Origin of the sequence: Streptomyces spiramyceticus (genome assembly GCF_028807635.1) — a bacterium.
GTDB classification, from domain to species: Bacteria; Actinomycetota; Actinomycetes; order Streptomycetales; family Streptomycetaceae; genus Streptomyces; species Streptomyces spiramyceticus.
Genome location: NZ_JARBAX010000001.1, coordinates 3,431,684 through 3,456,548, shown reverse-complemented (window position 1 = coordinate 3,456,548; position 24,865 = coordinate 3,431,684). Strand labels below are relative to the sequence as shown.

Sequence of the window (24,865 nt, the reverse complement as noted above, 5' to 3'; positions counted from 1 at the left end):
CCCTCGCAGGCCCGAGGAGCCCCCAAATGCAACTCGCCGCGATCATCGTGTCGCTGGTCTTGACCGTGGTCGGCGTTGCGCTCATCGCCCGAGCCGTCGCGCAGATCTACCGGTTCGTCAAGCTGGGCCAGCCCGTCCCCGCGGGCAGCCGCACCGGCAACCCGAAGCAGCGCACGATCACCCTCGCCAAGGAATTCCTCGGCCACAGCCGGATGAACCGGTGGGGGATCGTGGGCGTGGCGCACTGGTTCGTCGCGATCGGCTTCCTGACGCTGCCGCCGACCCTCGCGCAGGCGTACGGCCAGCTGTTCCAGGCCGACTGGGTGCTGCCGGTCATCGGCGGCTTCCTGCCGTTCGAGATGTACATCGAGTTCATCGGCCTGATGACGGTGGTGGGCATCGTCGTCCTGATGGCGATCCGGCTGATGAGCCTGCCCTCGCGGGCCGGCCGCAAGTCGCGGTTCGCGGGCTCCAAGGCCTGGCAGGCGTACTTCGTCGAATACATCATCCTGACGATCGGCCTGGCGATCCTGGCCCTGCGCGGCCTGGAAGGCGCGATCCACCACGTCGAGGGTTACGACGCCGCGTACTTCGTGTCGTACCCGCTGGTGCTCGCCTTCGACGGGCTGAGCGTCCCCACCCTCCAGACGCTGATCTACTTCACCGCGATGATCAAGATCGGCACGTCGCTGATCTGGATGATCACGGTCTCGCTCAACACCAACATGGGTGTGGCCTGGCACCGCTTCCTCGGCTTCCCGAACATCTGGTTCAAGCGCGAGTCGGACGGCGGAGTCGCGCTCGGTGCGCTCCAGCCGATGACCAGCGGCGGCAAGGAGATCAACTTCGAGGACCCGGGCGAGGACGACGTCTTCGGTGTCTCGCAGGTCGAGCAGTTCTCCTGGAAGGGCATCCTCGACTTCTCCACGTGTACGGAGTGCGGCCGCTGCCAGTCGCAGTGCCCCGCCTGGAACACGGGCAAGCCCCTCTCCCCGAAGCTCCTGATCATGTCCCTGCGCGACCACGCGCACGCCAAGGCGCCGTACCTGCTCGCGGGCGGCGGCAAGGACATGGAGGGCAACGAGAAGGCCACCGAGGAGCAGCTCAAGGACGTACCCGCTTCGGCACTCGCCGAGGCCGAGCGCCCGCTGATCGGGACGCTCGAAGAGAACGGCGTCATCGACCCGGACGTGCTGTGGTCCTGCACCACCTGCGGTGCGTGCGTCGAGCAGTGCCCGGTCGACATCGAGCACATCGACCACATCGTCGACATGCGCCGCTACCAGGTGATGATCGAGAGCGCGTTCCCGTCCGAGGCCGGGACGATGCTCAAGAACCTGGAGAAGAAGGGCAACCCCTGGGGTCTCGCCAAGAAGCAGCGGGTGGAGTGGACCAAGGAGGTCGACTTCGAGGTCCCCATTGTCGGCAAGACCATCGACGACCTGACCGAGGTCGAGTACCTCTACTGGGTCGGCTGCGCGGGTGCGCTCGAAGACCGGGCGAAGAAGACCACCAAGGCCTTCGCGGAGCTGCTGCACATGGCGGGCGTCAAGTTCGCGATCATGGGCGGCGACGAGAAGTGCACGGGTGACTCGGCCCGCCGCCTGGGCAACGAGCCGCTGTTCCAGCAGCTCGGCCAGGAGAACGTGGCGATGCTGAACATGGCGTACGGCGAGGATGACGACGACCCGGCGACGAAGAAGCCCAAGGCGTCGAAGAAGATCGTCGCGACCTGCCCGCACTGCTTCAACACGATCGCGAACGAATACCCGCAGCTGGGCGGCGAGTTCGAGGTCATCCACCACACGCAGCTGCTCCAGCACCTCATCGACGAGGGCAAGCTGATCCCGGTGACGCCGGTCGAGGGTCTGATCACGTACCACGACCCCTGCTACCTGGGCCGTCACAACAAGGTCTACACGCCGCCGCGCGAGATCATGTCCGCCGTCCCGGGCCTGCGCCAGCAGGAGATGCACCGTCACAAGGAGCGCGGCTTCTGCTGTGGCGCCGGTGGTGCGCGGATGTGGATGGAGGAGCGGATCGGCAAGCGCATCAACACCGAGCGCGTCGACGAGGCCCTGTCCCTCAACCCGGACATCGTCTCCACCGCCTGCCCCTTCTGCCTCGTGATGCTCACGGACTCCGTGAACGGCAAGAAGAACGACGGCAAGGCGAAGGAATCGCTCCAGGTCGTGGACGTGGCGCAGCTGCTGCTCGACTCGGTGCGTACGCCTGCGGAGCCTGCCGGTGAGGCGGAGACCGAGGATGCGCCGGAGGAGCCGGAGCCGGTGAAGTAGCCGACGTACGGCCACGTATGTAGGCCACGTACGTAAACGAAGAAGCGGCCGGACCTGCCTCGGGGGCAGGGCCGGCCGCTTCTCGTATGCGGCGATCGGGATCGGTCCGTTGCCTTAACGCAACGGTCAAACGGGAGCATCATGTTGCAACTGACAACATGCGATACGGACGAGGTGGGTCGTGCGAAGAGGAATCGCAGCGGCAGCAGTGGGCTGCGCGGTATTCCTGACGGGCTGCAGCGCCTCCGCCGACAGCCCCTCCGCCTCGGGAGACGGCGCGAAGGGAGGCGGCAAGCCCTCAACCGCCGCCCTCGCGAACAAGGCCGACGCCCCGCCCACGCGCCCGGTACCGCACGGCAGGGGCAGCCGCGTCCCGTACGACTTCAACGGTGACGGCCACCGCGACCTCGTACTCAATGACCTGGTCAAGGGCCCGGAGGACCGGCTGGGCGACGACGCGGGCATCGGCGTCGTGTACGGATCCGGGCGCGGCCCCGACCCGGCCGTACGCCGGCTCCTCACCCCCACCCGCAATGCCGCCCCCACCGAGGGCACCCTCCCGGCCGCCTTCGACGCCGAGGCGGCCTGCGACCTCGACCAGGACGGCTTCGCCGACCTGGTGGTCACCACCGACCCGCCGTTCAACGGCACAGGCCGGCCGCCCGTACCGCTCCAGATCCTCTTCGGCAGCCCGGACGGCCTCACCGGCAAAGCGGTCAAGCTCCGCATCCCCGAGGCGGCCCGCTTCGGCAACGAATGGCCCGACCACCCCGTCTGCGGCGACTTCGACGGCGACGGCAGCCAGGACCTCGCGGTGACCGCCAGCGGCGGCCGGTTCAGCTACCTGCGCGGCCCGTTCACCCGCAAGGGAGCCCCGCGCGCGGCCGGCGGGGCGGTCCCGGGCGTTGGCCCCGTCCTCTCCTCCCCCGAGCCGAAGGCGGACGTCAACGCCGACGGTTACGACGACTTCGTCTCCGCCACCCGCGCGCGCGAGCCCGGCGCGGCCGCCCGCGCCAAGCTGCTGCTCGGCGGCCCGACGGGCCCCGGGCGCCCGGGCGGCACGTATACCTACAAGGCCGTGAAGGCGCTGCCTGCGGGCGAACTCCCGGCGGGCGAGGGGACGGCGGTCACCGACGTACTCCGGTACGCCGACTTCGACGGCGACAGGCGGCCGGACACGGTGGTGCGTACGCACCGGGGCGAGACGACCGACCTGGTGGCCGTCCACTGGGGGACCGGCAAGAAGGGCGCAGCCTTCTCCACGGCGCTGTTCTCCACCGACCACCGCTGACACCAAAAACACCGCTGACCCGTACAACCCTTCGGCCCCATCAGCAGTCTCCTGTGCGCCGATCACCACGTGTACCAGAGATCAACTCCTGGCAAACACGTGCGATCCGCACCCCATTGACTCGGACGCGCACCATGCGTCCCGGCATGCAGCAGGAGAACTCCGCATGCACAGAAGCCTCCGCACCACCCTCGCCACCGCCACGGCGGCCGCCCTCACCGGCGGTCTGCTCACGTTCTCGGCCGCCACGGCGACGGCCGCGGACTCCACACACGTCCCGCAGGCCGACTTCAACGGCGACGGCATCGGCGACGTCGCCTTCTCCGCCGCCGGCGCCTACGTCAGCGGGAAGAAGGAAGCCGGCCAACTGGTCGTCCTGTTCGGCACCGCCACCGGCGTGTCGTCCGCCAAGCGCTCCGTGATCAGCCAGAACACCACCGGCACTCCCGGCGCAGCCGAGGCCGGCGACTACTTCGGCGCGGAGACCGCGTACGCCGACTTCAACGGCGACGGCTACGACGACATCGCCGTCTCCGCCTACGGCGAGGACGTCGGGAGCGACGCCGACGGCGGCACCGTCGCCGTACTGTGGGGCTCCGCCAGCGGCATCACCGGCACGGGCGTCACGATCGCCGACCCGGCCCCCTCCCAGCACGACCGGTGGGGCAAGAACCTGGCCGCCGGCGACTTCGACGGCGACGGCACGGCCGACCTGGCCGTCGGCAACACCTCCAGCACCATCCAGGTCTTCAAGGGCGGCATCAGCGCCACCGGCAAGGCGATCGGCGGCCGATACACGGTCAAGCCCCCGATCAGGTCGGGCGGCACGGCCCGCGGCCCCCTCAACGTCACCGCCGGCGACGTCAACGGCGACCGCCGCACAGACCTGGTCGTCGACGGCTTCGAGACCGACACCGAGTACGGCTGGAACACCAACTACCTCGTGCCCGGCACCGACGGCGGCCTGTCCGCCGGCGACGCCCGCCCCCTCAAGGCGGGCGTGATCACCGCGATCGGCGACATCGACGCCGACGGCTACGGCGACATCGTCACCGGCATGTACTGGAACAGGACCAACGGCGACGTATCGTTCCCCGAGGCCTCGGACGGCGGCAAGGTGTGGATCACCTACGGCGCCGCGGCCGGCGTCGGCTCCACCACCGGCATCACCCAGAACACCGGCAACGTCCCCGGCACCGCCGAGAAGAACGACTACTTCGGCTACGAGCTGGACCTCGGCGACATCAACGGCGACGGTTACCAGGACCTCGTGGTCGGCGTCGCCGGCGAGAACATCGGCGGCTACACCGACACCGGCATGGTCACCGTCCTCTACGGCTCCGCGAGCGGCCTCAACACCACCTCGGGCGCCCAGACCTTCGCCCAGAGCACCGCGGGCGTCCCCGGCAACGACGAGACGTACGACGCACTGGGCTCGGACGTGAAGCTCGACGACGTCACCGGCGACGGCAGGGCCGACCTGCTGGCGGGCTCGTACGAGAACGACGGCAACGGCGCGGTTCTCTACCTGCCGTCCAACGGCGCGAAGATCACCACGACCGGCAGCCGCACCATCTCGCCGAGCGCGTCCGGCGTCTCGACGACCGGCCGGCCCAGCTTCGGCGTCAACTTCGCCGACTGACCGTCGTACGACCGACCGACCGTACGGGCGGGCCCACACCCCACGGGCCCGCCCACCACCCACCACCCACCGGCGCAAGGGGGCGGGTCGCGGAGGGGGCGGTGTTCGGGACGTAGAGCGTGATGTGTGCGCTGATTACTCGCCTCGCAACGCAGCCCCCGCTCGGCGGCTGAATCATGCAGTCCCGAATGCCGCCCCGGAGCGGCACGCCCCCGCACGCCCCCGCACGATCCCACCGGCACCACCGGCACCACGACCACCCGCTCGGTGTCGCTGACGGCGCGCGACGCGGGCCTGGCGGGAAGCGCCTCGTTCAGCGCGGCGCTGGCCAACTGACAGCAGGCACCGCACGCGACAGCCCTCCTGGGGACAACCCGTCAGGGACCCCCTAAGGGATGTCACAGCTCGGCCGCAAAGCCGGGCCTGTTGGGGCAGGCCCGGCACTCGGCCCATCCGGACCAGGTACGTTCGATTACGTGGCTGGATTCAGGATCGGACGCGGCCGGGACAACCGCACCCCGCAACAACAACCGCAGCGGCACCCGCAGCAACAGCCGTACGGGCAACAGGCATCGCCTCAACCCCCGTACGGCCAGCAGCAGTGGCCGCAGGCGCCGCAGTACGGCGGGCAGCACGGCGAGCCCGAGTACTTCGGCGACCCGTACCAGGGGCATGGGCATGGCCAGGGACACCAGGGCCGACAGCCCCCGTACGGCGGCCAAGGGGGTGGTGACCCGTACGCCAACAGCAACAACAACCCGGGCCACACGCAGGCATTCAGCATCGGCGAGGACCCCTACGGCGACGGCACCCCGTACCCCGCCGGCAACACCCCCGCCCAGCCCGCCGGCCCGCGCCTGCACTGGAAGCAGCTGCTGAGCGGCATCGTGCTGCGCCCGGGCCCGACGTTCTGGCAGATGCGCGACTACGCGGTGTGGGGCCCGGCGCTGATCGTGACGTTCCTCTACGGACTGCTGGCGATCTTCGGCTTCGACAAGGCGCGCGACGAGGCGATCAACGCGACGCTCTCCAACGCCATCCCGTACGTCCTGACCACAGGCATCGCGATGATTGTCTGCGGCCTGATCCTGGGCGGCGTGACGCACACGCTCGCGCGCCAGCTGGGCGGCAACGGTTCCTGGCAGCCGACCGTCGGCCTCTCCATGCTGATCATGTCGCTGACGGACGCCCCGCGCCTGGTCTTCGCGCTCTTCCTGGGCGGCGAGAACTCCCTGGTCCAGGTGCTGGGCTGGGTCACCTGGCTGGGGGCGGCGGCGCTCTTCACCTCGATGGTGAGCAAGTCGCACGACCTGCCGTGGCCGAAGGCACTGGGGGCGTCGGCGATCCAGCTGATCGCCCTGCTGTCCTTGATCAAGCTGGGCACGATCTAACCCACAAACTCAACACCTCAACACCTCAACGGCAAAGGGCCCCGATGCGAAACCGCACCGGGGCCTTCTGGCATCCAAACTCAAACGAATTCAACGCCTATGCATCGAGGACTTGCCCAGCACGACGCACGACCGGCTTCTCGACACTCCACGGGAAGTTGATCCACTCGTCGGTGCGCTTCCAGACGTACTCGCACTTCACCAACGAGTGCGACTTCTCATAAACAACGGCGCTGCGCACCTCGGCGACGTGATCGAGGCAGAAATCGTGCACGAGCTTGAGCGTCTTGCCGGTGTCGGCGACGTCGTCCGTGATCAGCACCTTTTTATTGCTGAAGTCGATCGCGTCGGGGACGGGCGCCAGCATGACCGGCATCTCCAGGGTCGTACCGACCCCGGTATAAAACTCGACATTCACGAGATGGATATTCTTCACATCCAACGCATAAGCAAGCCCACCCGCGACGAAAACGCCGCCGCGGGCGATGCTGAGCACGATGTCGGGCTCGTACCCGTCGTCGGCAATGGTCTGCGCGAGCTCACGAATCGCTTTACCGAACCCGTCGTAGGTCAGGTTCTCCCGTACGTCACTCATACCCGCGTCACACCTGCGTCCGATGAAAATTGAGGAAGGACCGCGAGGCCGTCGGCCCGCGCTGCCCCTGATAACGCGACCCGTACCGCTCGGAACCGTACGGGAACTCGGTCGGCGAGCTCAGCTGGAACATGCACAGCTGCCCGATCTTCATGCCCGGCCACAGCTTGATCGGCAGCGTAGCGAGATTGGACAGCTCAAGCGTGACATGTCCGGAGAACCCGGGATCAATGAACCCGGCAGTCGAGTGGGTAACAAGCCCGAGCCGCCCGAGCGAGCTCTTCCCCTCCAGCCGGGAAGCAAGATTGTCCGGCAGAGTGATCGTTTCGTACGTAGAAGCGAGAACGAACTCACCGGGGTGCAGGATGAACGCCTCGTCCCCGTCCGGCTCGACCAGCCGCGTCAGATCGGCCTGCTCGACGGCCGGATCAATATGCGGGTAGCGGTGGTTCTCGAACACCCGGAAGTAGCGGTCGAGCCGCACGTCGATGCTCGAGGGCTGCACCATGGATTCGTCGTACGGATCAATGCGCACGCGTCCGGCGTCGATCTCGGCCCGGATGTCCTTGTCTGAGAGAAGCACGCCCCGAGGATACGCAGAGCGCGCGGGCCCGCCCCAATCGGACGGCCCCACGCGCTCTCTCACGGACGTCTCAACCACTCACTAACGCTGCTGCTCCAGCACCACGGGCACCGCATGCCTGAGCCGCGCACACCGCGGACACCGGATGAGCCGCCCCGGCCCGATACGGCCGGCGCCGAGCTGCTGCAGCGGGAACGATGTGGTGCTGAACACGTGCCCTTCGGCACAACGGACGACGGTGGGCTCCATCAAGTCCATCAAGTCCCTTCCCCAAGCGTGGACGAGAAAGCCACATTAGGGGATGAACAGGACGCCACTCCAGACGGCACTCCGCCCCCAAAGGTACGCCCGAACCCCGCCACGAAAACACCTCGGCAAATGCACGAAGAGCGGGACATGGGGTACAGTGTGCGACGATGCGGTGCCGAACCAACGGCCCCCCGCGCGGGTGTAGTTTAATGGTAGAACATGAGCTTCCCAAGCTCAGAGCGCGAGTTCGATTCTCGTCACCCGCTCCAAGCAAAAGCCCCAGGCCAGCAGCCCGGGGCTTCTTTGTTGTCTAGACCAGATCAAGCGCCTTGTGCCCGTTGCGTGCCCGATGCTTGATCATCCGGCTTCTCAGCAGCCTTCTTCCGCTCAGCCCTCACCCGGCCATCGATCCCGGCGGCGACTTCCCTCTGGCGCTCCAGGTTCGAGTGCTGATAGATCATCGCTGCCTTCTCGGACGACTGTCCGGCGCGCACCATCGTGTCCTTGAGCGTGGCACCCGACTGCGTCGAGAGCGTGTGGCCCGTGTGACGAAGATCGTAAAAGCGGAAGGTGTCCGGCAACCCGACCTTGGCGCGAGCCTTGCGCCACTTTCGCCCGAAGGTGGAGCGGCGGAACGGCTTGCCCCTCTCCCCCACGAACAGCAGACCGTTCGGCTCCTTCTCCGCGTACCAGGCAAGATGCCGCCGCAGGTCTTGCTCCCTGAAGCCGGGCAGGACGAGGAATCGCTTCCCCGCCACAGACTTCGTATCACCAGGGGCACGCCGGCCGGTGGTCAGTTCCGGTTTGTCCCGAAAGCGGGCGAGGGCCAGCGAGGCAGGGGGATTCACCCCGCGCAGCATCCCAATCCGTTCCTGGCAGCACGACCCGGCATCCGGACCGGTCTTCGCCCTGCCGCACGTCGGCACGACCACCCTCCCGTGGCGTCGGCACGCGCAACAGGCGTGCGGCCACCCGGCGGTGCTCTCGGGCGACGTTCGGCGCTCGGCGGACAGAGAGCCGACGCGTCAGCGGACCGGGCGTCGGCGTGAGCCCAATGCGGAGCGAACAGCGAGGTACGCCACACCGGCGACGAGGAGCACGACGCCGATGGAGAGCAGATAGAGCATGCCCTCGACGGCCACTCCGATGATGCCCAGCACGATGGCCACGACGAGCACGAGAAGGAACAGGACCCTGAGGCGGATGCCTCCTTCGTAGGAGCGGGCGCTCAGCGCCGGGCGAGCTGCCGCTCACCGTCGGTGCCCGACTGGTAGGTCAGGCCGTAGTGCCGGAAGATCGGTTCCTCCTCCTCAGCGGGCAGGACGTCGTCCGTGCCGATCGAGGGGCACTCCTTCACCAACGCCTTGTCGTGGGCGACCCTGACGTGACCCGGCCCTACGGTCGCGCCGTCCAGCGGTACGAAGACCAGGCGGTGACGGGTGGGCAGACCGACCTGGACGGTCGCCATGGCCGGCTCGTCGGTGCTGGTGTCCACATAGATCGCTTCCAGCCTGCCGATCTTGTGTCCGTCGCGGTCGACGACGTCGTGGTCGCGCCAGTCGCGGATATCGCCCACCTGGATCATCCTGGGTCCCTTCGCGAGGCCCCGACGCCCGGGGCGTGCGCGTTCAACTGGCAGCAGCACCTGGCCTCGGGCCTGTGGCCTACCTACTCCTCAGTGTGCCCCTGCCTGCTCGCCCGAACCAGCGCACGCACTCTGCGAACGCGCGTGGGCTTCGCATCGCGCTCGCGACTTTGATCTCTGCGCAGCCTCCCCCAAGTGGAGAGCAGCCAGGGCGATGGGAGGAACCGCCCCCCTGTGCGCCGCGAGCTCCTCGGAGCGGAATAGGTCATCGCTGCCGGGGGCTCGGGACTCTCTGACCAGCGCAGTCCTGCCCGTACGCCGTAGACAGCCATGCGTGGGACAGCCCTGCCCGTCACCAAATGCCCCTGACGCATGTTCAGGGAGTGCGTCGACGACTAGCTTGTGTGGTGCGGCCCGGGCCCCCGGCAGCGTCGAGAAGTTACCGCGCTCCCTCGGGGGCGCACCTCGCGCATCGATGCAGGAGCCCCGCCTCGTCACGAGCGTGGCCGTTCCGAAGTCGCCGTCGCTATGCGATCCCGGCGCCGCCTCGATGCGCCCCATGTGGGCACCTCTTCCGCTGCCCGCCACGTCGCACGTATCCGACAACTGGCGGTACACATGTACGCGCTGATCGTTCCGGCTGCACTCCCCCTCATCCTGCTCGGCACCGTGATGGGCCTGTCCCGGTGGGAGGACCATGTCCTCCCACCGGCCGAGCCGCCTGAAGCCCCTGCCGAGGCTCCGTCGACACCAGCGGCCCCAACCCGCCCCAGCACAACTCCCCAGCAACTAGGGCAGGTTGACAGGGGTCGCCGACGGGCGTTGACTGACACCGACGGCGTAGGGCTGTGGTGCTCCGGATTCCCCGGGCAAAGCCTTCACCTTCGCTTCGCCCAGCCCCCGCGGAACGCAGGACATGTCCCTGTGACCGCGTGGAGGCGCAGCCGTGCTGCTCTGGATTCTTCTCCTTCTGCTGATCCTGGTTCTGTTCGGGTTCGGCTTCACCATGCAAATCCTCTGGTACGTCGCGGCTGTACTGCTGGTCGTCTGGATCGCCGGGTTCGCCATGCGCGGCCACCGTGGTGGTCGCAGTCGAGGCGGGCGCCGATACGGCCGAAGCCGCGGGTAGCCCGTACCAAGCCCCGTCCCGCCCGCGGGAATGGCCAGTTGTACGGCAATCCCGCGCGGGAGCCCCACCCAAGTAACGATCAGAGGACAGTCATGAGCTTCGAACAGAAGATCAGGAACAAGGCACAGGAACTCAAGGGCCGGATCACGGAGGGCATTGGCCGAGCCACCCGCAACCCGCGGCTGAAGAGGCAAGGGAAGACCGACCGAGTCGCCGGCAACCTGAAGCAGTCCGGCGGGAAGGCCAAGGACGCCTTCAGGCGCTGACCACCACCGCCCCGGGTGGTGGTCACGTCGCGTGGGGCATCACCCGGCAGGCACCGATGCGGGGCACGAGCCGACAGGGGTTGATGGGAATGCAGCAGAGCAAATTGCAACACAAGAGCCAGAGAGGGCTGCCATGTTCACGGCCGTGATCATTGCCGTGGCCGTCATTGTCGTGGCCGCCGCCCTCTTCGCCGGACTCGGCCGGGGCGGTGGCGGCCGCGGGTTGAAGCGGCGCTTCGGACCCGATGGCAGCGATCTGGGCTGCAACGCCACCTGTCCCGAAGGGGCCGGAAGGGATCAGCGCCTGTTGCGTCATGACTTTGCCGCGTCCTGGTGACCTCGGGCAGCCTCATCCTGGGTGGCGTGTCTGCGCACCCAGCGCGCGAAGTCGTACGCCTCCGAGGAGCGGAACACGATGTGGATCATCCCTTGACCATTCACCAAGTCGCCGGGGTAGACGTCGCCATAGAGGTTCGTGATCCGAAGAGCGTTGTCGATCTTCGGGACGGCATTCCCTGCGATGTTCTGCGCCGAGCGGTCGGGCGTAGTAAGGCCCCCGCAGCCGGGCACCGCGGGCACACGTTCGTCGCCAATCGAATGCTCGGCCTTCAACAGGGAAGACGACCGATAGCGGCGCAGCCACCGGGATCACGTGTGGTTCGCCGTCCATTGGCAGGAGAAGTCAGATGCTGGCATTCGCGGCGGCCGTGCTCTTCGTCATCGCCTTCGTCATTCACGTCACCGAGACGGCGACCGAGGCGATCTTCAGCCCGACGAGTCTGATGCTTGTCGGGCTTGCCCTCCTCGCTGTGCACTCGGGCGGCGTGGGGTCCGCATGGCCCCCCAGGGGGCGCGGACGCCGGCGCTGAGCGAGGCGACAGCTTGCACCCTTCGTAGGCAGCTCCGGCCACAGGGCCGCTGGGTGCCGACCGGGCGCGGCCCCCCGTCGGAGCGTGGCGCCAGTGCACCCGGCTCTCGGTGGTCTCTTCCGCCTGCCGTCCGGCAAGTGAACGTCGTTGAGGGAGGTGTTGACCTCGACGACTTCGAGACCCGCTCCGGTCACCGCTCCGATCACATTCCCGCGGACGTGCGGCGATGTCGGTGATGCTCCCGTCATACGAAGCCACCCGTGCGGTGCAACGGATATGTGCACGCGTTGCCGCCTCCAGGGCAGTGTCCAGGCCATGAGAACAAGGGCTTTCGGCCGCCCACGGGACCCAACTGAGGACTATGCTGCAACGTGGACGTCCCAGACCCCGGCGGCATGTTGTTGCTCAACACAGATGGCTGCGGGGAGCGGATCCTTCGTCCGTACACCCGGCGCATCCCCCTGGAGGGAACTGGGTGGGTCCATGTCCTGGTACACAGGCCGGCTGGACCGGTCATTCGCCTGCCTCCGCCGAAAGTATGCCCCTACCGGGAGCGCGCCACGAGGAGCCGGAAGTCCGGCATCGCCGCATCCGCTGCCCGGATGGTCTCCTGAACCGAGGCGTCATGCCCATTCCGCAGCTGAACGTCTACCGGCACGACAGAGAAAGCCGAGCGCTGCTCACCCTGGCCGGTGAAATCGACACCGACACAGCCCCGCTGGTGCGCGAATCGCTGGAGCACTGCCTGCGCGACGGCATCCGCACCATCGACATCGACCTCACAGCTGTCGCCTTCTGCGACTGCCGCGGCCTCAACACTTTCCTCCACGCGTCACAACAGACCACCGCAGCCGGTGGATCACTCCAACTGCACCACCCACGGCCGCTGGTGGCTCGGCTCGTCGAACTCACCGACTCCGGCTTCCTGCTCCGCGGCCCTCCGCTCGGACACCTGCTCGCTCCTCTCCAGGGCCGACTCCTCCCGACCGCTCCAGCCTCGCCGCGTCGGCCTGCTCCGATCATGCCTGCCCTCTCGGGCGGTGTGCTGTGATGGCCTGGTCCCGGCGGCGGCAGCCGCGGAACCATGATGGTCCCGATTCGTCTGCCATGGACGCGGTGCGGCTGCGCCGGGTGAACCGCTGGCAGGCCGAGGAGCTGTGTGAGGATCTGGCAGATCTTTACCTGGAGTCCTCGGACCTGTCGCCGAGTGAGGGACACCGCAGCCACAGCCGGGAAGAGTTCCTGCACCGCCTCAGTGGCGACATCCGGAGGCCGGGGTTCGCCATGGCGATCGCGGAGTCAACTGCCTTGGTGGGATGTGCTTTCGGATTCCCCGTGAGGAGCGACAGCTTCTGGTGGCTCGGGTTCGACGGCGCACTCCCGCCCAGCATCGAGCAACTCACCGAGTCCGACAATGTCTTCGCGGTAAACAAGATCTTGATCGCTCCGCACGAGCAGGACGATGACATCGCCCGCCGACTGCAGCAGCGGCTGCTGACCGACCACCAGGCGTCGCTCGGTGTCACCCTGGTCGATGAGGCCGACCATCCGTCCCTCGCTGCCTTCAGGTCCTGGGGCTGGCGGGACATCGGAGAGATCCGTAAGCCGCCCGGCCCCACCCTGTTCCGTGCGCTGGTTCTTCCCGTCGGGGAGCGAACGGCCCTGAGACTGGACGGGCTTACCCGCCATGCCTGGACTCGGTGGCCCGGGTGATGCCTCAAAGCCGATCGGTGCGGATCCAGGCGCTGGTCGCCGAGCAGGCGGCCCTGCGTGGTGCCCGGGTCGGCGTGGTGGATGTGTGTACCGCGGCGGTGGCCGCGCTGCCGGTCGGCGGGGCCGGGGTGTCCGCGATGTCCGGGACCGCGGCCAGCCATCCGTTGTGCAGCACCGACGACATCAGCCAGCAGCTGGAGGAGCTGCAACTCACCCTCGGCGAGGGGTCGTGCGTGGATGCCTTCACTCAAAGCTCAGCCGTTCTGACGCCGGATCTGCGGACCGATGAACTGCAGGACCGCTGGCCCGTGTTCGCCGATGCGGCCTTGGGAGCCGGAGCACTGGCCGTCTTCGCGCTCCCCCTGCAAATGGGGGCGATCAGTCCTGGAGTTCTGGACATGTACTCCCGAGTGCCGGTCCAGTTGGATGCGGAGGAACTGGCCGACGCGTTGGCTTTCGCCGATATCGCGACTCTGGTCCTGCTCGATACGCAGATCGACGAGACAGGCGCGACGGCCGACGGAATGTTGCTGGACGGGCGCTTCGAGGACCTGGGCGCGTACCGGGCCGAGATCGACCAGGCCACCGGCATCCTCACCGTACAACTCGGCGTCGGAATCGAAGAAGCCTTCGTCCGGCTCCGCGCCTATGCCTATGCCCAAGGGCGCCGGCTCGCTGAGGTGGCCGCCGACGTGGTCGCCCGCCGTCTCAGCTTCTCCCCGAACACTGATCCAGATCAAGGCGATGACGATGCCTGACACTCCCGCACGGGCCGATGGATGCACTGCTCTGCACTTCCCGCCCCTCCCCGGCGGGACTAGTCTCAACAGAGGGTGTACAAAATGAATGAGCAGCTCCTCGCCAAGACATTTGTCGAGTTGGCGGACAACCTGGTCGCCGACTTCGACCTGATCGACTTCCTGCGCCTGCTGACCGACCGGTGCGTCGGCATGCTCGGTGCAAGCGCGGCCGGAGTGCTACTCGCAGACCGGGACGGCGAACTCCGCGTCATGGCCGCCTCCGACGAACAAGTACGCCTGCTCGAGCTCTTCCAGCTCCAGAACGACGAAGGCCCCTGCCTGGAATGCTTCCACACCGGCGCACCGGTGATCGTCCCCGACCTGCGCACGCAGGCCGACCGCTGGCCCCGTTTCGTCGCGCAGGCCCAGCACAGCGGGTTCGCGGCAGTCCAAGCCGTGCCGATGCGCCTGCGGGACGAGGTCGTCGGCGCCCTCAACCTCTTCCGCACCCACCCCGGCCCCTTCGACCCGGTCGACACACCCATCGCCCAAGCCCTGGCCGACGTCGCCACCATCAGCCTCCTGCAACAACGCTCCACCCACCGCAGCAACGTCCTCAACGAACAGCTGCAGACCGCGCTGAACAGCCGCGTACTGATCGAACAGGCCAAAGGCAAACTCGCCGAACGCCAGGGCATCGACATGGAACAAGCCTTCACCGCACTGCGCGGCTACGCCCGCGCACACAACCGCCGCCTGTCCGACCTCGCCCGCGCCTTCATCAACGACTCCGAACCCCTCACCGGCCTGGGCACCTGACCCTCGCCACGGCGGATGCACAACCACACGGCGCCTTTCCCGCTGAGCGAGGCTGTGCCCCGCGCTCGCACGCCCGGCGCGGGCAGCTCTTTCAGGCGGCGCCGGCCGTTACCTGGTCGCGCAGCTGCGCGCAAGTGCGAATGATCAGACGGGAGACGTGCATCTGGGAGATACCGAGCTGTTCGGCGATGCGGATCTGCGTCATCTCGCAGAAGAACCTCAGGTAGAGGATCCGCTGTTCACGCTCGGGCAGCGCCCGCAGTAGCGGCCGGAGCGCCTCGCGGTCCACGACCCGGTCGAAGCCGGGTTCCGCACAGCCGAGGGTTTCGGCCAGTGAGTAGTCATCCTCGCAGGGGACCTGCGGAGCGTCCAGTGACAGGGTGGTGAAGCTCCCCAGAGCCGCCTGGCCCAGCCGCACTTCCTGCTCGGTCAGGCCGGTGTGCGCGGCGATCTCGGATACCGGGGGCCCGTGGTCGTTGAGCGAACGGCACAGCTCATTGCCGGCGGAGCGGACCTCCATCCGCAGCTCCTGGACGCGTCGCGGCACATGCACCGCCCACAGGCAGTCGCGGAAATGCCGCTTCACCTCACCGACGATCGTCGGTACGGCAAAGTTCGCGAAGGCGGTGCCGAAATCCGGGTCGAAGCGGGAAACCGCCTTGACCAAGCCCAGTTGGGCGACCTGCCTGAGGTCTTCGAAGGACTCTCCGCGGTTGCGGAACCGCCGTGCGAGCCGTACGGCCATCGGCATCCAGGCACACACCACCTCCTGCTGAAGCGCGGACTTCTCGGGACCGTCGGGCAGAGATGCGATACGGCGGAACGCGGCTGCGGTGTCCGGGGCGTCGTCATGAGGGTGCTTGGTCCGGGTGCTGTGCATACGTACGTGCGTCATGGGCACGCGCCTCCCTGGATCGGTGGTCATCACTCACCGTGGGAGCCGACAGACCGCAGCACGCTGGGGAGCAGCGAGAGTTGCTCCCACGGGCGTGCCTCCGGTCCGAAGCACACAGGTCGCCTTCCCGGACGACACACCCCCAAACAGAGTTTCTCCAGGAATCAGCGGCCGTCCGAGACGCCATGAACGAGTACTGATCGGCGGCGCTCGTCCACCAGGCGCGTGATGGCCGAACAGGCCGGTGCGGCCTCGCTGAGGATCTCCGACACGGCGCGCGGTACGCGTCCTCACCCCCGGGCGCCCGCTTGTTCGCCACCGCAGCGGGTACTCGGCCGGGATGGGACACCTCCGTGAATGCGACGTGCGATTCATCGAACGCGTAGTGCCGCGCCTGGGCCGGGCCGATCACGGCGTGCTGTGGCTGGCCGGGGCGACCGTAATGGGCCTGTCCGGCAAACGCAGCGCACGTCGCGCCGCCCTGCGCGGCACCGGCTCAGTGGTCCTCGCCTCCGCCGCGGTCAACATCACCGCACAGTCGCTCTCCGCCGACTCGGTGCCGTCCATCCTCCGGTTTCTCCGACAGCCCATCACCAGGGCGTTCCCGTCCTGGCATGCGGCCTCCGCTGCCGCTTTCGCGACCGCTGTCATCCTGGAGTCGCCGTGGCTGGGCGCTGCCCTCATTCCCATCGCCGCAGGAGTCGCGGCCTCCCGCGCTCACACCGATGGGCACTCCCCCGGTGAAGTACTCGCGGGTGTCGCTGTCGGCATCGGCATCGCGGCAGCGACCTGCCGCTGGTGGCCACTGCACCTGGACGAGCCCGCCGAGACCGCCAGGCCGAACGTACCCGTCCCCGCGCTTTCCGCAGGACAGGGACTGATCGCAGTCGTCAACAGCGGCGCGGGCAGCGACGTCCCCGCCGAAATCGAACTGCGGACCCTCCTGCCAGAGGCGGACATACGGCTCTGCGAGGGAGGGGACGACCTACAACTCGTGCTCGGCCAGGCCGCCAAGGACGTCGGCGCCCGCGGTGGCGCGCTCGGCATCGCCGGTGGCGACGGCACTGTCAACGCGGCAGCAGTCCTGGCCGCTGAAGGCGGTCTGCCATTGGCGGTGTTCCCCGCCGGCACCCTCAACCACTTCGCCACCGACCTCGGATTACCGACCCTCAAATCCACCGCGGACTCCGTGGAGGCAGGCTGCGGCGGAACCGTCGACCTTGGCCGCATCACCGTCGGTGGCAGTGCGGGCGCGGCCAGTCCCAGCACGTACTTCCTCAACACGTTCAGCATCGGCGCCTACCCCGAACTCGTCCGGGCCCGCGAAGCCCGGCAGACGTACCTCGGCAAGTGGCCAGCACTCTGCGTCGGCCTGCTCCGCGTTCTCGCCGACGGCACCCCCAGCAAAGTCACCATCGACGGACAACACCGGCGGCTGTGGCTGCTCTTCGCCGGCAACGGCCGCTACGACCCGCCCGGCTTCGCCCCCTCCTACCGCCGCAGCCTCGATGACGGGCTGCTCGACATCCGTGCCGTCGACGGCAACCACCCCTTCGCCCGCACCCGCCTCGTCACCGCCTTCCTCACCGGTACCCTCGCCCGCTCCCGCGTCTACCAAGCCACCACCGTGACGCGGCTGCGCATCGGCGGCATGGGAGAGAAAGGGGACTACGCCCGCGACGGGGAAGTAAGCCCGGCCGCCGACACGCTCATCCTCGACAAATCACCGCGCGCGCTCACCGTCTACCTACCGGTACCTCATTGACCCCTGTGCCATCAGGTTGTGCCGCGCTCCGCTCGGGCCGGCAACACACATGGCAGCGGCCCGGCCGGCCGGTTGGGGCCACGGCCGGGGAGCCAAGGAGCTGCCAAGCCGGTGTTTGAGATCCACGCGGCGGGCTACTCGGGGTAGGCGTCCGACGGCCGGCCAGGACGAAGGCACCGGAGGGTTGGGGTCACAGCTCCCGGTGCCGCCCCTTGGGCGCGCAAGCCATCACCGCCCAGCGCCATCCCGGCAAACAAACCCACCACGGTCAAGCTCATTGCGCTCCTTCGTGACCACCAGGCCGGCTACCGGAGCCGTGCCTGGTCTTCCTCCTCGTCCTCTTCGTCGGGCAGATACACGTCGCTGACGGCGATGTTCACTTCGACGACTTCCAGGCCCGTCATCCACTCGACGCCGGAGATGACGTTTTCCCGCACGGCGCCCGCCACATCTGTGATCGAGACGCCGTAGTCGATGACGATCTCCAGATCAATCGCCGTCTGCGTCTCGCCGACTTCGACCTTGACTCCGCGCGAGACGGACTTGGTGGTGCCGGGCACACGTTCCCGTACGGCGCCGAAGGCCCGGGAGACTCCGCTGCCCATCGCATGGACGCCGACCACGTCGCGGGCCGCCATTCCAGCAATCTTCTCGACCACGCCGTCGGCGATGGTGGTCCGGCCCCGGGTGCCGGGGTCGCCGCCGCGCTTCGCACCGACGTTCTTCCTGGCGCTGTCACCCTTGGACTCCGTGCTGGAGTTATCGGGCCGGTTCTGCTGTCCGGTTTCGGTCATGGCCGGTCGTCCCTTTCCAAGCAGAGGAGCCTGCGGCCTGTTTTTCCACATTAGGTTCGTTTGTTTGGCAATGCTCCAGGCATGCGGGAGGCGTGAGACCGGGGGTTGCCACGTGAGCGCCGTGAGCGGCCGGATCGGGGAGGTTCCGGCAGCTTGGATCACCGAGCGCGCGGCCTCCGGGGTACCGAGCCGCGCGGCCTCTGGAGTGTCCGGGGTCCGGCCGGGCGCTGTGCGGATCCGCCTGGCCGACCCGGAATCAGTGCCGGAGTCGACTGTTCCTGCGCCTTGGAGCGCAATGCCGCCGGGACCGCTGCAGCAGCGGCACCAGAGATGACGCCCCGGCACGGTGACGGTCGCCGTTCTTGTGACGGCGGTGGAACCCGCCAGGGGCCGACCAGCCTGAACGGCAAGGCAAACACGCGAATCAGCGGCTTTGACCCGCTACCGCGCTCAGCATTACGGGCCGCGCGCTGGAGGCGCCGTGCGGCGCGGTGCTGCTGATGCGCCGCTGTTGGCCGCCGCCCCCTGTGGTGCGTCGTCGGCTGCGGAGCTGACCCCGGGATCCGGGCCCTCGCCTGCGGCTGCTTCGCCGGCCTGCACCGCCGTCGCCGTCGCCGTCCAAGCGGCGCAGAACAGCAGCAGCCTGGCCATGAGGTTGATCCACAGAACGACGGCGACCGGCACAGCGAAGGCGCCGTACATGCTTTTCCCCGCGACGCCCTGCAGATAGCCGGTCAGCAACAGCTTGAGCAGCTCGAAGCCCACCGCTCCGATCAGACCGGCCACCACGACCGCGCGCCGACCGGGATGCACGCGCGCCAGCCGGGTGAGCACGTAGACCAGCAGCAGGAAATCGACGAGCAGGGCGATGGCCAGACCCGCGAAGAACAGCAGCGCCCGTCCCGCCCCGCCCTCGATCCCGACCCTGTCGGCGGCCCAGCCAACCGCGCTGTTCGCGAACACCGAACTGCCGAGCGCGACCAGCCCGACCACGCCGAGACCGACCAGCACCCCGGTGTCCTTGATCCTGAGCAGGATCGGATTTCCAGGGTCTTGCTCCTTCTCCCACACCGCACGCAGGCACCCGCGCAGGGCGCCGACCCAGTTGATGCCGATCACGAGCAGCAGCGCGCCGGCGATGAGCCCGACGGCCCCGGCGTGCGCGACGAGACTGTCCAGGTCCAGCAGGTCGGAAAGCCCCGGCGCCTGGTCGGCGATCTTGTCCTGGAGTTTCCCGAGCTGCTCCTCGCTCAGCAGCTTGGCGCTGATCGCCGCACCCACGGTGACCAGCGGAAAGAGTGCGACGAAACTGGTGAAGGTGACGGCGGCGGCGAGCCGGGCCCAGTGGACCGTGGCCAGCCGCGCGTACGCGCGCCACGCGTGTGTACGCATCAGCCGCGCAACCATGGGCCCAATCCCGGGCAACCTGGTCAGCCATTCCATGGTGGACACCCACCCGCAAGGGTACGCGCCGAGACGAATGAGCTCACCAGGGCAGGGAAGCCGAGACGCGCTCAGGCCGACAGATGCGAAGCCGCGAGAAGGGCCACCTTCGGTGGACAGGACGACTTCACCATCGACGCCGAACACCGACGAGCGGCGAAGCACTGGGGGCGACGCCCGACAGCGGGGACGACGCCGTGTCGCCCCCGCCCGCGGTGGTCAGGCCGCCCGCGCGAGCCGTTGCTCGGTCGCCTTCTGGCGGGCGGCCCGTACCCTCGTGTCGATGCCCTCGGCGACCTCCTGCTGCCACTCGTCGTCGGAATTCAGCAGGCCGTTCCGCGCATGGTTAACCACAAGCTCGTCGTACGAGTGCTCGCATCCGTCATGCCGTTGCAACGAAGCGCGCACATGACGCGCCGCTCAGCGCCGCGGGGGTGCGGTTGCCGGGTGGGGGATCAGGTTGGTGTCGAAGTCGCCGTCGGCGATCTCGCGAGCGAGCTGTGCGAGCTGACGTTGGTGGGCGCGGGCGTACGAGCGGAAGGCGGTGAACGCATCGTCCAGCGAGATCTGCCAGCGTTCCGCGAGGATGCCCTTGACCTGTTCCAGGACGATGCGGCTGGTGAGGGCGTACTGGAGTTGGGCACGCTCGATGTGGCTGTGGTCGAGGGTGCGCTGCTGCAGGATGGCGATGGTCGCGATGTCTGCCAGGGCCTGGGCGAGGGTGATGTCCTGATCACCGAGGGGGTCGGGGTCGGTCTGGAACAGGGAGAGCGCGCCGATCACACGGCCGCGTAGCCGCAGCGGAAGGGCGTTGGTGGCCACGAACCCGGTCTCGTGGGCGCGGGTGGCGAACTGTGGCCAGCTCTCCGTGGCTTTCGGATCGGTGAGGTTGATGTTGGTGCGGGCCTGGCCGCTCTTGTAGCACTCCACGCAGGGGCCTTGGTCGTGCTGCAGGGCGAAGAGCTCCAGCAGCCGGGTGTGTTCGTCGGAGGCGGCGATGGTCTGCAGGGTGTCGTGCTGGTCGGCCAGCAGGATGCCGACCGCCGCCACGTCCAGCAGTTCCATGCAGCGCACCGAGAGCTGCTGGAGAAAGTCGATGAGGTCGAAGTCGTCGGTCAGGGAGTCGGCGACTTCCACGAAGACCTCGGTGAGCCGTTGTTCGCGGGGCATGTCGATCAGTCCTTGTCTACGACGGTCGGGGGCGTGCCGTTGCCGTTGTGGTCCAGGCGGAGCCGCCGGTCCACCACGTCCTGGGAGATGTCGGTGATGGAACGCCCACTGCTATAAGCATGCGCGCGCAGCCGGAGCAGGGCTTGGGGCAGGGGCAGGGAGAGTTGGACGCTGACCATGCCCGTCGCCTGGTGGATCACGGCGTGCTGCAGGGTGCGCGGGGAGCCGGCGGGGGACGGCCCGTCCACGCGAGGCTCGCCACTGCCCAGGCACCGGGCGGTAAGCGCGTCGGCCAGGATCAGCGCGTCGTCGGCCTGCTCTGCGGTCAGCGGGCCCGGGGTGCGGCGTACGGCGGTCAGGACACCGGTGCGGATCGCGCCGATCCCCATGGGGAAACAGAAGACCGCCCGGGCCGACAGGGCGGGGGCCTCCATGGCCAGCGCGGGCCAGCGCGCAAGGCGAACGCCGACCAGGTCGGGCACCCACACCATCGCGCCACTACGGGCCGCGTCGGGCCCGGGGCCCTCTCCGAGGGTGAGCTGAAGGTCCTCGAAGCGGCGCGTCGCGGCGTCCGAGCACCACAGGAGCTCGGTGAGGTCGCCCTCGGTGACCAGGGAGACCGCGAGGCCGTCCACGCCCAACGCGGCGGCGCCGGCCGCGGTGACATCGGCGACCTGGCCGGAGCCGTCGTCGGACTGCAGCAGACGCAGAACCCCGACCATGCGGTCACTGATCACCCACCACCACCTCGCCCCGTGCCGCCGGGCGGGCCCATGGCCATGCTCTCGGGCCCGGTCGCGAGGCCAACAACGTGGGACACACGGCCGCCACGTCGTCCGTGACAGCGACGCGCGGCGCGGGGACCTGGGGCCGGTCGTAAAGAAGGAAACCGGTGGCGGTCAGATCCAGGAGGCGGGTCAGCAGCGGACTCGGGTGGCGCAGACACAGCGATCCCCCGGCCGTGGTGGTGAGCCGAGATGCGACCAGGAAGGCATTGAGGCCGATGACGTCGCAGAAGGTGAGGAGGGTCAGGTCGATGTCGACCGTACGGATTCCGTCCCCCAGGCAGTCTTCGATCACCACGCGCACGGAGTGTGCCGTCTCCAGGTCGAGTTCACCCGCCAGGGTGATGGTCGCGTGGCTTCCCCGGTCGCGCCGGTGGATGTTCAAGCTTGAGAGAACAGGCATAGTGCCTCAGTTCTTGTGACCACCTGGTGCAGCGCTGGGCGGGCCTGGAATTTCGGCTACGCCTGGCACGTATTCCGCGTGGTCGGACGCCTTTACAGGTCAGGCAAGAGCGACGGATGGCAACCCTGTTGCAGGGCCGTGAACCCGACCGGCTTCGCCTCGAAGGTGGGCCTGTGGTGATCCAGACGTCCTGTCCACTCCCCGCAGGCACCAGCACGACAACAGCATTGGGCCACGCCGGGGTCTGGGACGTCCATCGCAGCATAGCCCTCGCGCCCACCCCCTGGCAGCCGTTCCTCGGCCGCAGCCTTCCAGCGACCTTGCGGCACCCTCTCCGGCGTACGGCCCCACGGGCTCACACACTGACCGGTGCCACCCGTGGACGCGCGAGCAGTCACCGCCACTACGCCGCACGAAGGCGCCGCAACGCACGACGCCACTCGTGTTGCATCTCCTGCGGGAGCTTCTTGCCCTCCGTGGTGGCGACCAGGGCCGCAGCTACGTCCCTGAGTTTGACGTTGCAGTGCTGCGATACGTCCACCAGGAGATTCCAGGCCTCCTCACTGGAACAGGACACCAGGGCCATCACCATGCCGCGCGCCTGGTCGATCACCGCGTGGCTGACCAGCGCCTGCCCCAACTGCTTGTTCTCGGCACGCAGTGCAAGAATTTCCGCGACCAGAGCGGCGTCTGCCACCACGCCCACAGTCGTCACAGCCCGCTGCTCTTCATGAATCGTGATCGTCTGACGCATGGTGTGTACCTCGCAGCACAGTCAGCGCGTCCGGCCTGGGCGAAAGCCGTTGGCACGCCTGGATGCCAGTCCGCCCCATCGGTCACCTGTGATATTCGCTGTCCCGGCGATTCCGGCCGCCCCGGCGCTGCCGCCTGTACCGGCGATCCCAGCGGTCCTGACGGTCCCTGTAATCCCGATAATCCCGGTAACCGGAACCACCGCCACGGGCCCCGCTCCTGGCGCCACCGCGGCCGTAGTGCACGAGACCGAAGATGAGAACGGCTGCGGCCACCCACCAGACGGGGCTGAGGAATCCGAGTCCGAGCAGGACCACGATGAGGATGAGAAGCAAGACGAACACGGCGACCCTTCCCGGAGCGCAACAAGACATCGCTGCCGGGGACCGGGGCCTCACTCAACAGCATAGTCCTGACCAAGGGTTGCGGATAGCGCCCCAGGCCGGCCAGACCACCTTGCCTGGATGAAGACTTGACGTCTCTTCAGGAACTGCGGCGACGACTTCCGTGCGCGGTGCAGCCCCCGGGCGCCGCCCCCCCCGGGGTAGCATCGAAAAGCAACGGCGCTCCGTCGGGAGCACACCTTGCGCCGGTGCCGGACCTGCCTCGTCACAAATCGAGTCGCCGATGTCGCCCTCGATGCCATCAGGTCCGTCGATCGCTGCGGCCGAATCGAGCCAGTGCCGCAAGAGCGCGTTGCCTCGGCCCGGTGCAGTTCGCCCATGCCAGCTGCTCTACATACTCCCCGCACTCGCCTGCCCCGTCGGCATGGGACTGATGATGTGGTTCATGATGCGCTCCAAGCGCCCGTCGACCACCGCCCAGCCGCCACACACGGCCCCCACCACCGAGCAGGATCAGGAGCTCCGGCGCCTCAGCAAGGAAGTCGACGCCCTGCGCGGTGAGCTCGACACGAAGCCCAGCCTCCACAAGGACTCACCGGCGTGACCAGCCTCTGACTCCCCCTGGCAGCCACCGTTCTCGCCGCGGCCCACGACACCAAGCCTCGCTCCGCGGCCGTCCCGAAGCACTGCGTGGTGCCAAGATCCGACCGCAGCCTGCCCCTCGCCTTGGCTGGCCAACCTCCGCAAAGTGCTCCCGCGAACCGCTGAGTAAATACACTCTAGCGAGAGGGCAAAGTTGGTAAAGCATCCTATGATCAGAATCTGCTGGTCAGAGCCGCACACGGGCGGCGGTTGGCAGTACGCCCTAGGAACAACCTTGCCGTCGAGAGAGAGTGGGACCAAGTCGGGGAGCAGCGCAGTATCTCCACGGGCCCCCTTGTATGAGGCGAGTCGCGTCGCGCCGGACCGAGTCGGAGATGGCCTGCGCAACTGCTCAGCGACCCGGGCCATCACCATGCAGTAGGGCTCTCGATGCGACCCGCAGCATCCTTCCCCCAGGGCACATGACCGAGGGAAACGTTGCGGCCCAATGAGAACTTCCGAGGAGCATTTTCGCCTGTCTGACCACCTGTAGCGACGAAGACGGCTGGTCGGTCCAGAACGACCTTGGAGGCGCCGTCATCGCCGCCCTGCTCGCCATGCAGTACATCGACCCCGAAGGCGCCCGCGCCACCTTCGACGATCACTGTCGGCGGTCGGGTGTGGAGGTGGCAGGTGCGGGAGTGCCAGCGGGGTGCGGTGCGGCTGCGCATCCTGCATCACGCGGCCGAGGGTGGGATCCAC

Annotated in this window: 27 protein-coding genes, 1 tRNA gene and 1 pseudogene; 15 read left to right on the top strand and 14 right to left on the bottom strand. The window is 68.1% G+C overall.

All coding sequences use genetic code 11. The features are described 5' to 3' along the window. The first annotated feature begins 26 nt into the window (after nt 1–26). The 4 genes from PXH83_RS15710 to PXH83_RS15695 all read left to right on the top strand — a co-directional run bounded on the left by PXH83_RS15710 (nt 27) and on the right by PXH83_RS15695 (nt 6,621). Nucleotides 27–2,297 carry a (Fe-S)-binding protein gene (locus PXH83_RS15710; RefSeq protein ID WP_274560889.1) on the top strand — a complete coding sequence of 757 codons (2,271 nt, stop codon included), beginning with the start codon at nt 27–29 and terminating at the stop codon, nt 2,295–2,297. A gap of 181 nt (nt 2,298–2,478) precedes the next feature. Next, on the top strand, nt 2,479–3,588 hold the full coding sequence (locus PXH83_RS15705) for an FG-GAP repeat domain-containing protein (RefSeq protein WP_274560887.1): 1,110 nt from the start codon (nt 2,479–2,481) through the stop codon (nt 3,586–3,588). Nucleotides 3,589–3,754: 166 nt separating this feature from the next. Continuing rightward, on the top strand, nt 3,755–5,230 hold the full coding sequence (locus tag PXH83_RS15700) for a VCBS repeat-containing protein (RefSeq protein WP_274560884.1): 1,476 nt from the start codon (nt 3,755–3,757) through the stop codon (nt 5,228–5,230). Nucleotides 5,231–5,706: 476 nt separating this feature from the next. Further along, complete coding sequence (locus tag PXH83_RS15695; protein WP_274560882.1) at nt 5,707–6,621, top strand: Yip1 family protein; 915 nt, start codon at nt 5,707–5,709, stop codon at nt 6,619–6,621. A gap of 97 nt (nt 6,622–6,718) precedes the next feature. Here the strand turns inward: PXH83_RS15695 and PXH83_RS15690 are convergent, their stop codons facing one another. Both PXH83_RS15690 and dcd read right to left on the bottom strand, forming a co-directional pair. Next, complete coding sequence (locus PXH83_RS15690) at nt 6,719–7,216, bottom strand: phosphoribosyltransferase (RefSeq protein ID WP_274560880.1); 498 nt, start codon at nt 7,214–7,216, stop codon at nt 6,719–6,721. Nucleotides 7,217–7,223: 7 nt separating this feature from the next. Further along, complete coding sequence (dcd, locus tag PXH83_RS15685) at nt 7,224–7,799, bottom strand: dCTP deaminase (protein ID WP_214921527.1); 576 nt, start codon at nt 7,797–7,799, stop codon at nt 7,224–7,226. Nucleotides 7,800–8,243: 444 nt separating this feature from the next. Here dcd and PXH83_RS15680 point away from each other — a divergent pair. Further along, nucleotides 8,244–8,317: transfer RNA gene (locus PXH83_RS15680), tRNA-Gly, on the top strand. A 51-nt stretch (nt 8,318–8,368) separates the two neighbouring features. Here PXH83_RS15680 and PXH83_RS15675 read toward each other — a convergent pair. The 3 genes and pseudogenes from PXH83_RS15675 to PXH83_RS15665 all read right to left on the bottom strand — a co-directional run. Beyond that, nucleotides 8,369–8,851, bottom strand: a pseudogene (locus PXH83_RS15675) (tyrosine-type recombinase/integrase); the annotation flags it as partial. 222 nt (nt 8,852–9,073) lie between these two features. Beyond that, the gene (locus PXH83_RS15670) at nt 9,074–9,217 is read right to left on the bottom strand and encodes a hypothetical protein (RefSeq protein ID WP_338054715.1); all 144 of its coding nucleotides are present in this window, start codon (nt 9,215–9,217) and stop codon (nt 9,074–9,076) included. Between the two features lie 59 nt (nt 9,218–9,276). Continuing rightward, nucleotides 9,277–9,633 carry a PRC-barrel domain-containing protein gene (locus PXH83_RS15665; protein ID WP_274560876.1) on the bottom strand — a complete coding sequence of 119 codons (357 nt, stop codon included), beginning with the start codon at nt 9,631–9,633 and terminating at the stop codon, nt 9,277–9,279. A 949-nt stretch (nt 9,634–10,582) separates the two neighbouring features. On the opposite strand from PXH83_RS15665, the gene PXH83_RS15660 reads away from it, so the two are divergent. From PXH83_RS15660 to PXH83_RS15650, 3 genes are all read left to right on the top strand, one after another. After that, a complete protein-coding gene (locus PXH83_RS15660; RefSeq protein ID WP_274562842.1) occupies nt 10,583–10,762 on the top strand; it encodes a hydrophobic protein in 180 nt (59 codons plus the stop codon). Between the two features lie 92 nt (nt 10,763–10,854). Continuing rightward, nucleotides 10,855–11,028 (top strand): CsbD family protein, encoded by a 174-nt coding sequence (locus PXH83_RS15655; RefSeq protein ID WP_274560874.1) that lies wholly within the window; start codon nt 10,855–10,857, stop codon nt 11,026–11,028. A gap of 133 nt (nt 11,029–11,161) precedes the next feature. Further along, nucleotides 11,162–11,365, top strand: a complete 204-nt coding sequence (locus PXH83_RS15650; protein ID WP_274560872.1) for a hypothetical protein — start codon at nt 11,162–11,164, stop codon at nt 11,363–11,365. Here the strand turns inward: PXH83_RS15650 and PXH83_RS15645 are convergent. Then, nucleotides 11,341–11,640 carry a hypothetical protein gene (locus tag PXH83_RS15645; protein ID WP_274560870.1) on the bottom strand — a complete coding sequence of 100 codons (300 nt, stop codon included), beginning with the start codon at nt 11,638–11,640 and terminating at the stop codon, nt 11,341–11,343. The genes PXH83_RS15650 and PXH83_RS15645 overlap by 25 nt on opposite strands. A 74-nt stretch (nt 11,641–11,714) precedes the next feature. On the opposite strand from PXH83_RS15645, the gene PXH83_RS15640 reads away from it, so the two are divergent. The 5 genes from PXH83_RS15640 (at nt 11,715) to PXH83_RS15615 (ending at nt 15,169) form a co-directional block, all read left to right on the top strand. After that, complete coding sequence (locus PXH83_RS15640; protein WP_274560868.1) at nt 11,715–11,897, top strand: hypothetical protein; 183 nt, start codon at nt 11,715–11,717, stop codon at nt 11,895–11,897. A 625-nt stretch (nt 11,898–12,522) separates the two neighbouring features. After that, nucleotides 12,523–12,948 (top strand): STAS domain-containing protein, encoded by a 426-nt coding sequence (locus PXH83_RS15630; protein ID WP_274560866.1) that lies wholly within the window; start codon nt 12,523–12,525, stop codon nt 12,946–12,948. A 56-nt stretch (nt 12,949–13,004) separates the two neighbouring features. Continuing rightward, entirely contained in the window at nt 13,005–13,610 is a 606-nt protein-coding gene (locus tag PXH83_RS15625) for a hypothetical protein (RefSeq protein ID WP_274560864.1), read from the top strand. Further along, nucleotides 13,610–14,368 (top strand): ANTAR domain-containing protein, encoded by a 759-nt coding sequence (locus PXH83_RS15620; RefSeq protein WP_420803225.1) that lies wholly within the window; start codon nt 13,610–13,612, stop codon nt 14,366–14,368. Before PXH83_RS15625 ends, PXH83_RS15620 begins: the two co-directional genes overlap by 1 nt. A gap of 84 nt (nt 14,369–14,452) precedes the next feature. Then, nucleotides 14,453–15,169 carry a GAF and ANTAR domain-containing protein gene (locus tag PXH83_RS15615; protein WP_274560859.1) on the top strand — a complete coding sequence of 239 codons (717 nt, stop codon included), beginning with the start codon at nt 14,453–14,455 and terminating at the stop codon, nt 15,167–15,169. A 91-nt stretch (nt 15,170–15,260) separates the two neighbouring features. Here PXH83_RS15615 and PXH83_RS15610 read toward each other — a convergent pair whose 3' ends face one another. Next, nucleotides 15,261–16,064: a SigB/SigF/SigG family RNA polymerase sigma factor gene (locus tag PXH83_RS15610; RefSeq protein ID WP_274560857.1), complete on the bottom strand. Its 804-nt coding sequence runs from the start codon at nt 16,062–16,064 to the stop codon at nt 15,261–15,263. A gap of 364 nt (nt 16,065–16,428) precedes the next feature. Here PXH83_RS15610 and PXH83_RS15605 point away from each other — a divergent pair, with 364 nt between their 5' ends. After that, nucleotides 16,429–17,829, top strand: coding sequence for a diacylglycerol kinase family protein (locus tag PXH83_RS15605; protein ID WP_274560855.1), 1,401 nt, complete (start codon nt 16,429–16,431; stop codon nt 17,827–17,829). Nucleotides 17,830–18,134: 305 nt separating this feature from the next. Here PXH83_RS15605 and PXH83_RS15600 read toward each other — a convergent pair whose 3' ends face one another. The 7 genes from PXH83_RS15600 to PXH83_RS15570 form a co-directional block, all read right to left on the bottom strand. Further along, nucleotides 18,135–18,623, bottom strand: a complete 489-nt coding sequence (locus PXH83_RS15600; protein ID WP_274560853.1) for an Asp23/Gls24 family envelope stress response protein — start codon at nt 18,621–18,623, stop codon at nt 18,135–18,137. 456 nt (nt 18,624–19,079) lie between these two features. Continuing rightward, on the bottom strand, nt 19,080–20,066 hold the full coding sequence (locus PXH83_RS15595) for a YihY/virulence factor BrkB family protein (protein ID WP_274562841.1): 987 nt from the start codon (nt 20,064–20,066) through the stop codon (nt 19,080–19,082). Nucleotides 20,067–20,285: 219 nt separating this feature from the next. Beyond that, complete coding sequence (locus PXH83_RS15590) at nt 20,286–20,420, bottom strand: hypothetical protein (RefSeq protein ID WP_274560851.1); 135 nt, start codon at nt 20,418–20,420, stop codon at nt 20,286–20,288. A 66-nt stretch (nt 20,421–20,486) separates the two neighbouring features. Further along, on the bottom strand, nt 20,487–21,236 hold the full coding sequence (locus PXH83_RS15585; RefSeq protein WP_274560850.1) for a GAF and ANTAR domain-containing protein: 750 nt from the start codon (nt 21,234–21,236) through the stop codon (nt 20,487–20,489). 5 nt (nt 21,237–21,241) lie between these two features. Next, the gene (locus PXH83_RS15580) at nt 21,242–21,973 is read right to left on the bottom strand and encodes an ANTAR domain-containing protein (RefSeq protein WP_274560849.1); all 732 of its coding nucleotides are present in this window, start codon (nt 21,971–21,973) and stop codon (nt 21,242–21,244) included. Continuing rightward, entirely contained in the window at nt 21,963–22,406 is a 444-nt protein-coding gene (locus PXH83_RS15575) for an STAS domain-containing protein (protein ID WP_274560847.1), read from the bottom strand. The genes PXH83_RS15580 and PXH83_RS15575 overlap by 11 nt, the downstream gene beginning before the upstream one ends. A gap of 421 nt (nt 22,407–22,827) precedes the next feature. Next, a complete protein-coding gene (locus tag PXH83_RS15570) occupies nt 22,828–23,178 on the bottom strand; it encodes an ANTAR domain-containing protein (protein ID WP_274560846.1) in 351 nt (116 codons plus the stop codon). Nucleotides 23,179–23,966: 788 nt separating this feature from the next. On the opposite strand from PXH83_RS15570, the gene PXH83_RS15560 reads away from it, so the two are divergent. Beyond that, nucleotides 23,967–24,125 (top strand): hypothetical protein, encoded by a 159-nt coding sequence (locus tag PXH83_RS15560; protein ID WP_274560843.1) that lies wholly within the window; start codon nt 23,967–23,969, stop codon nt 24,123–24,125. The last annotated feature ends 740 nt before the right edge of the window (nt 24,126–24,865 follow it).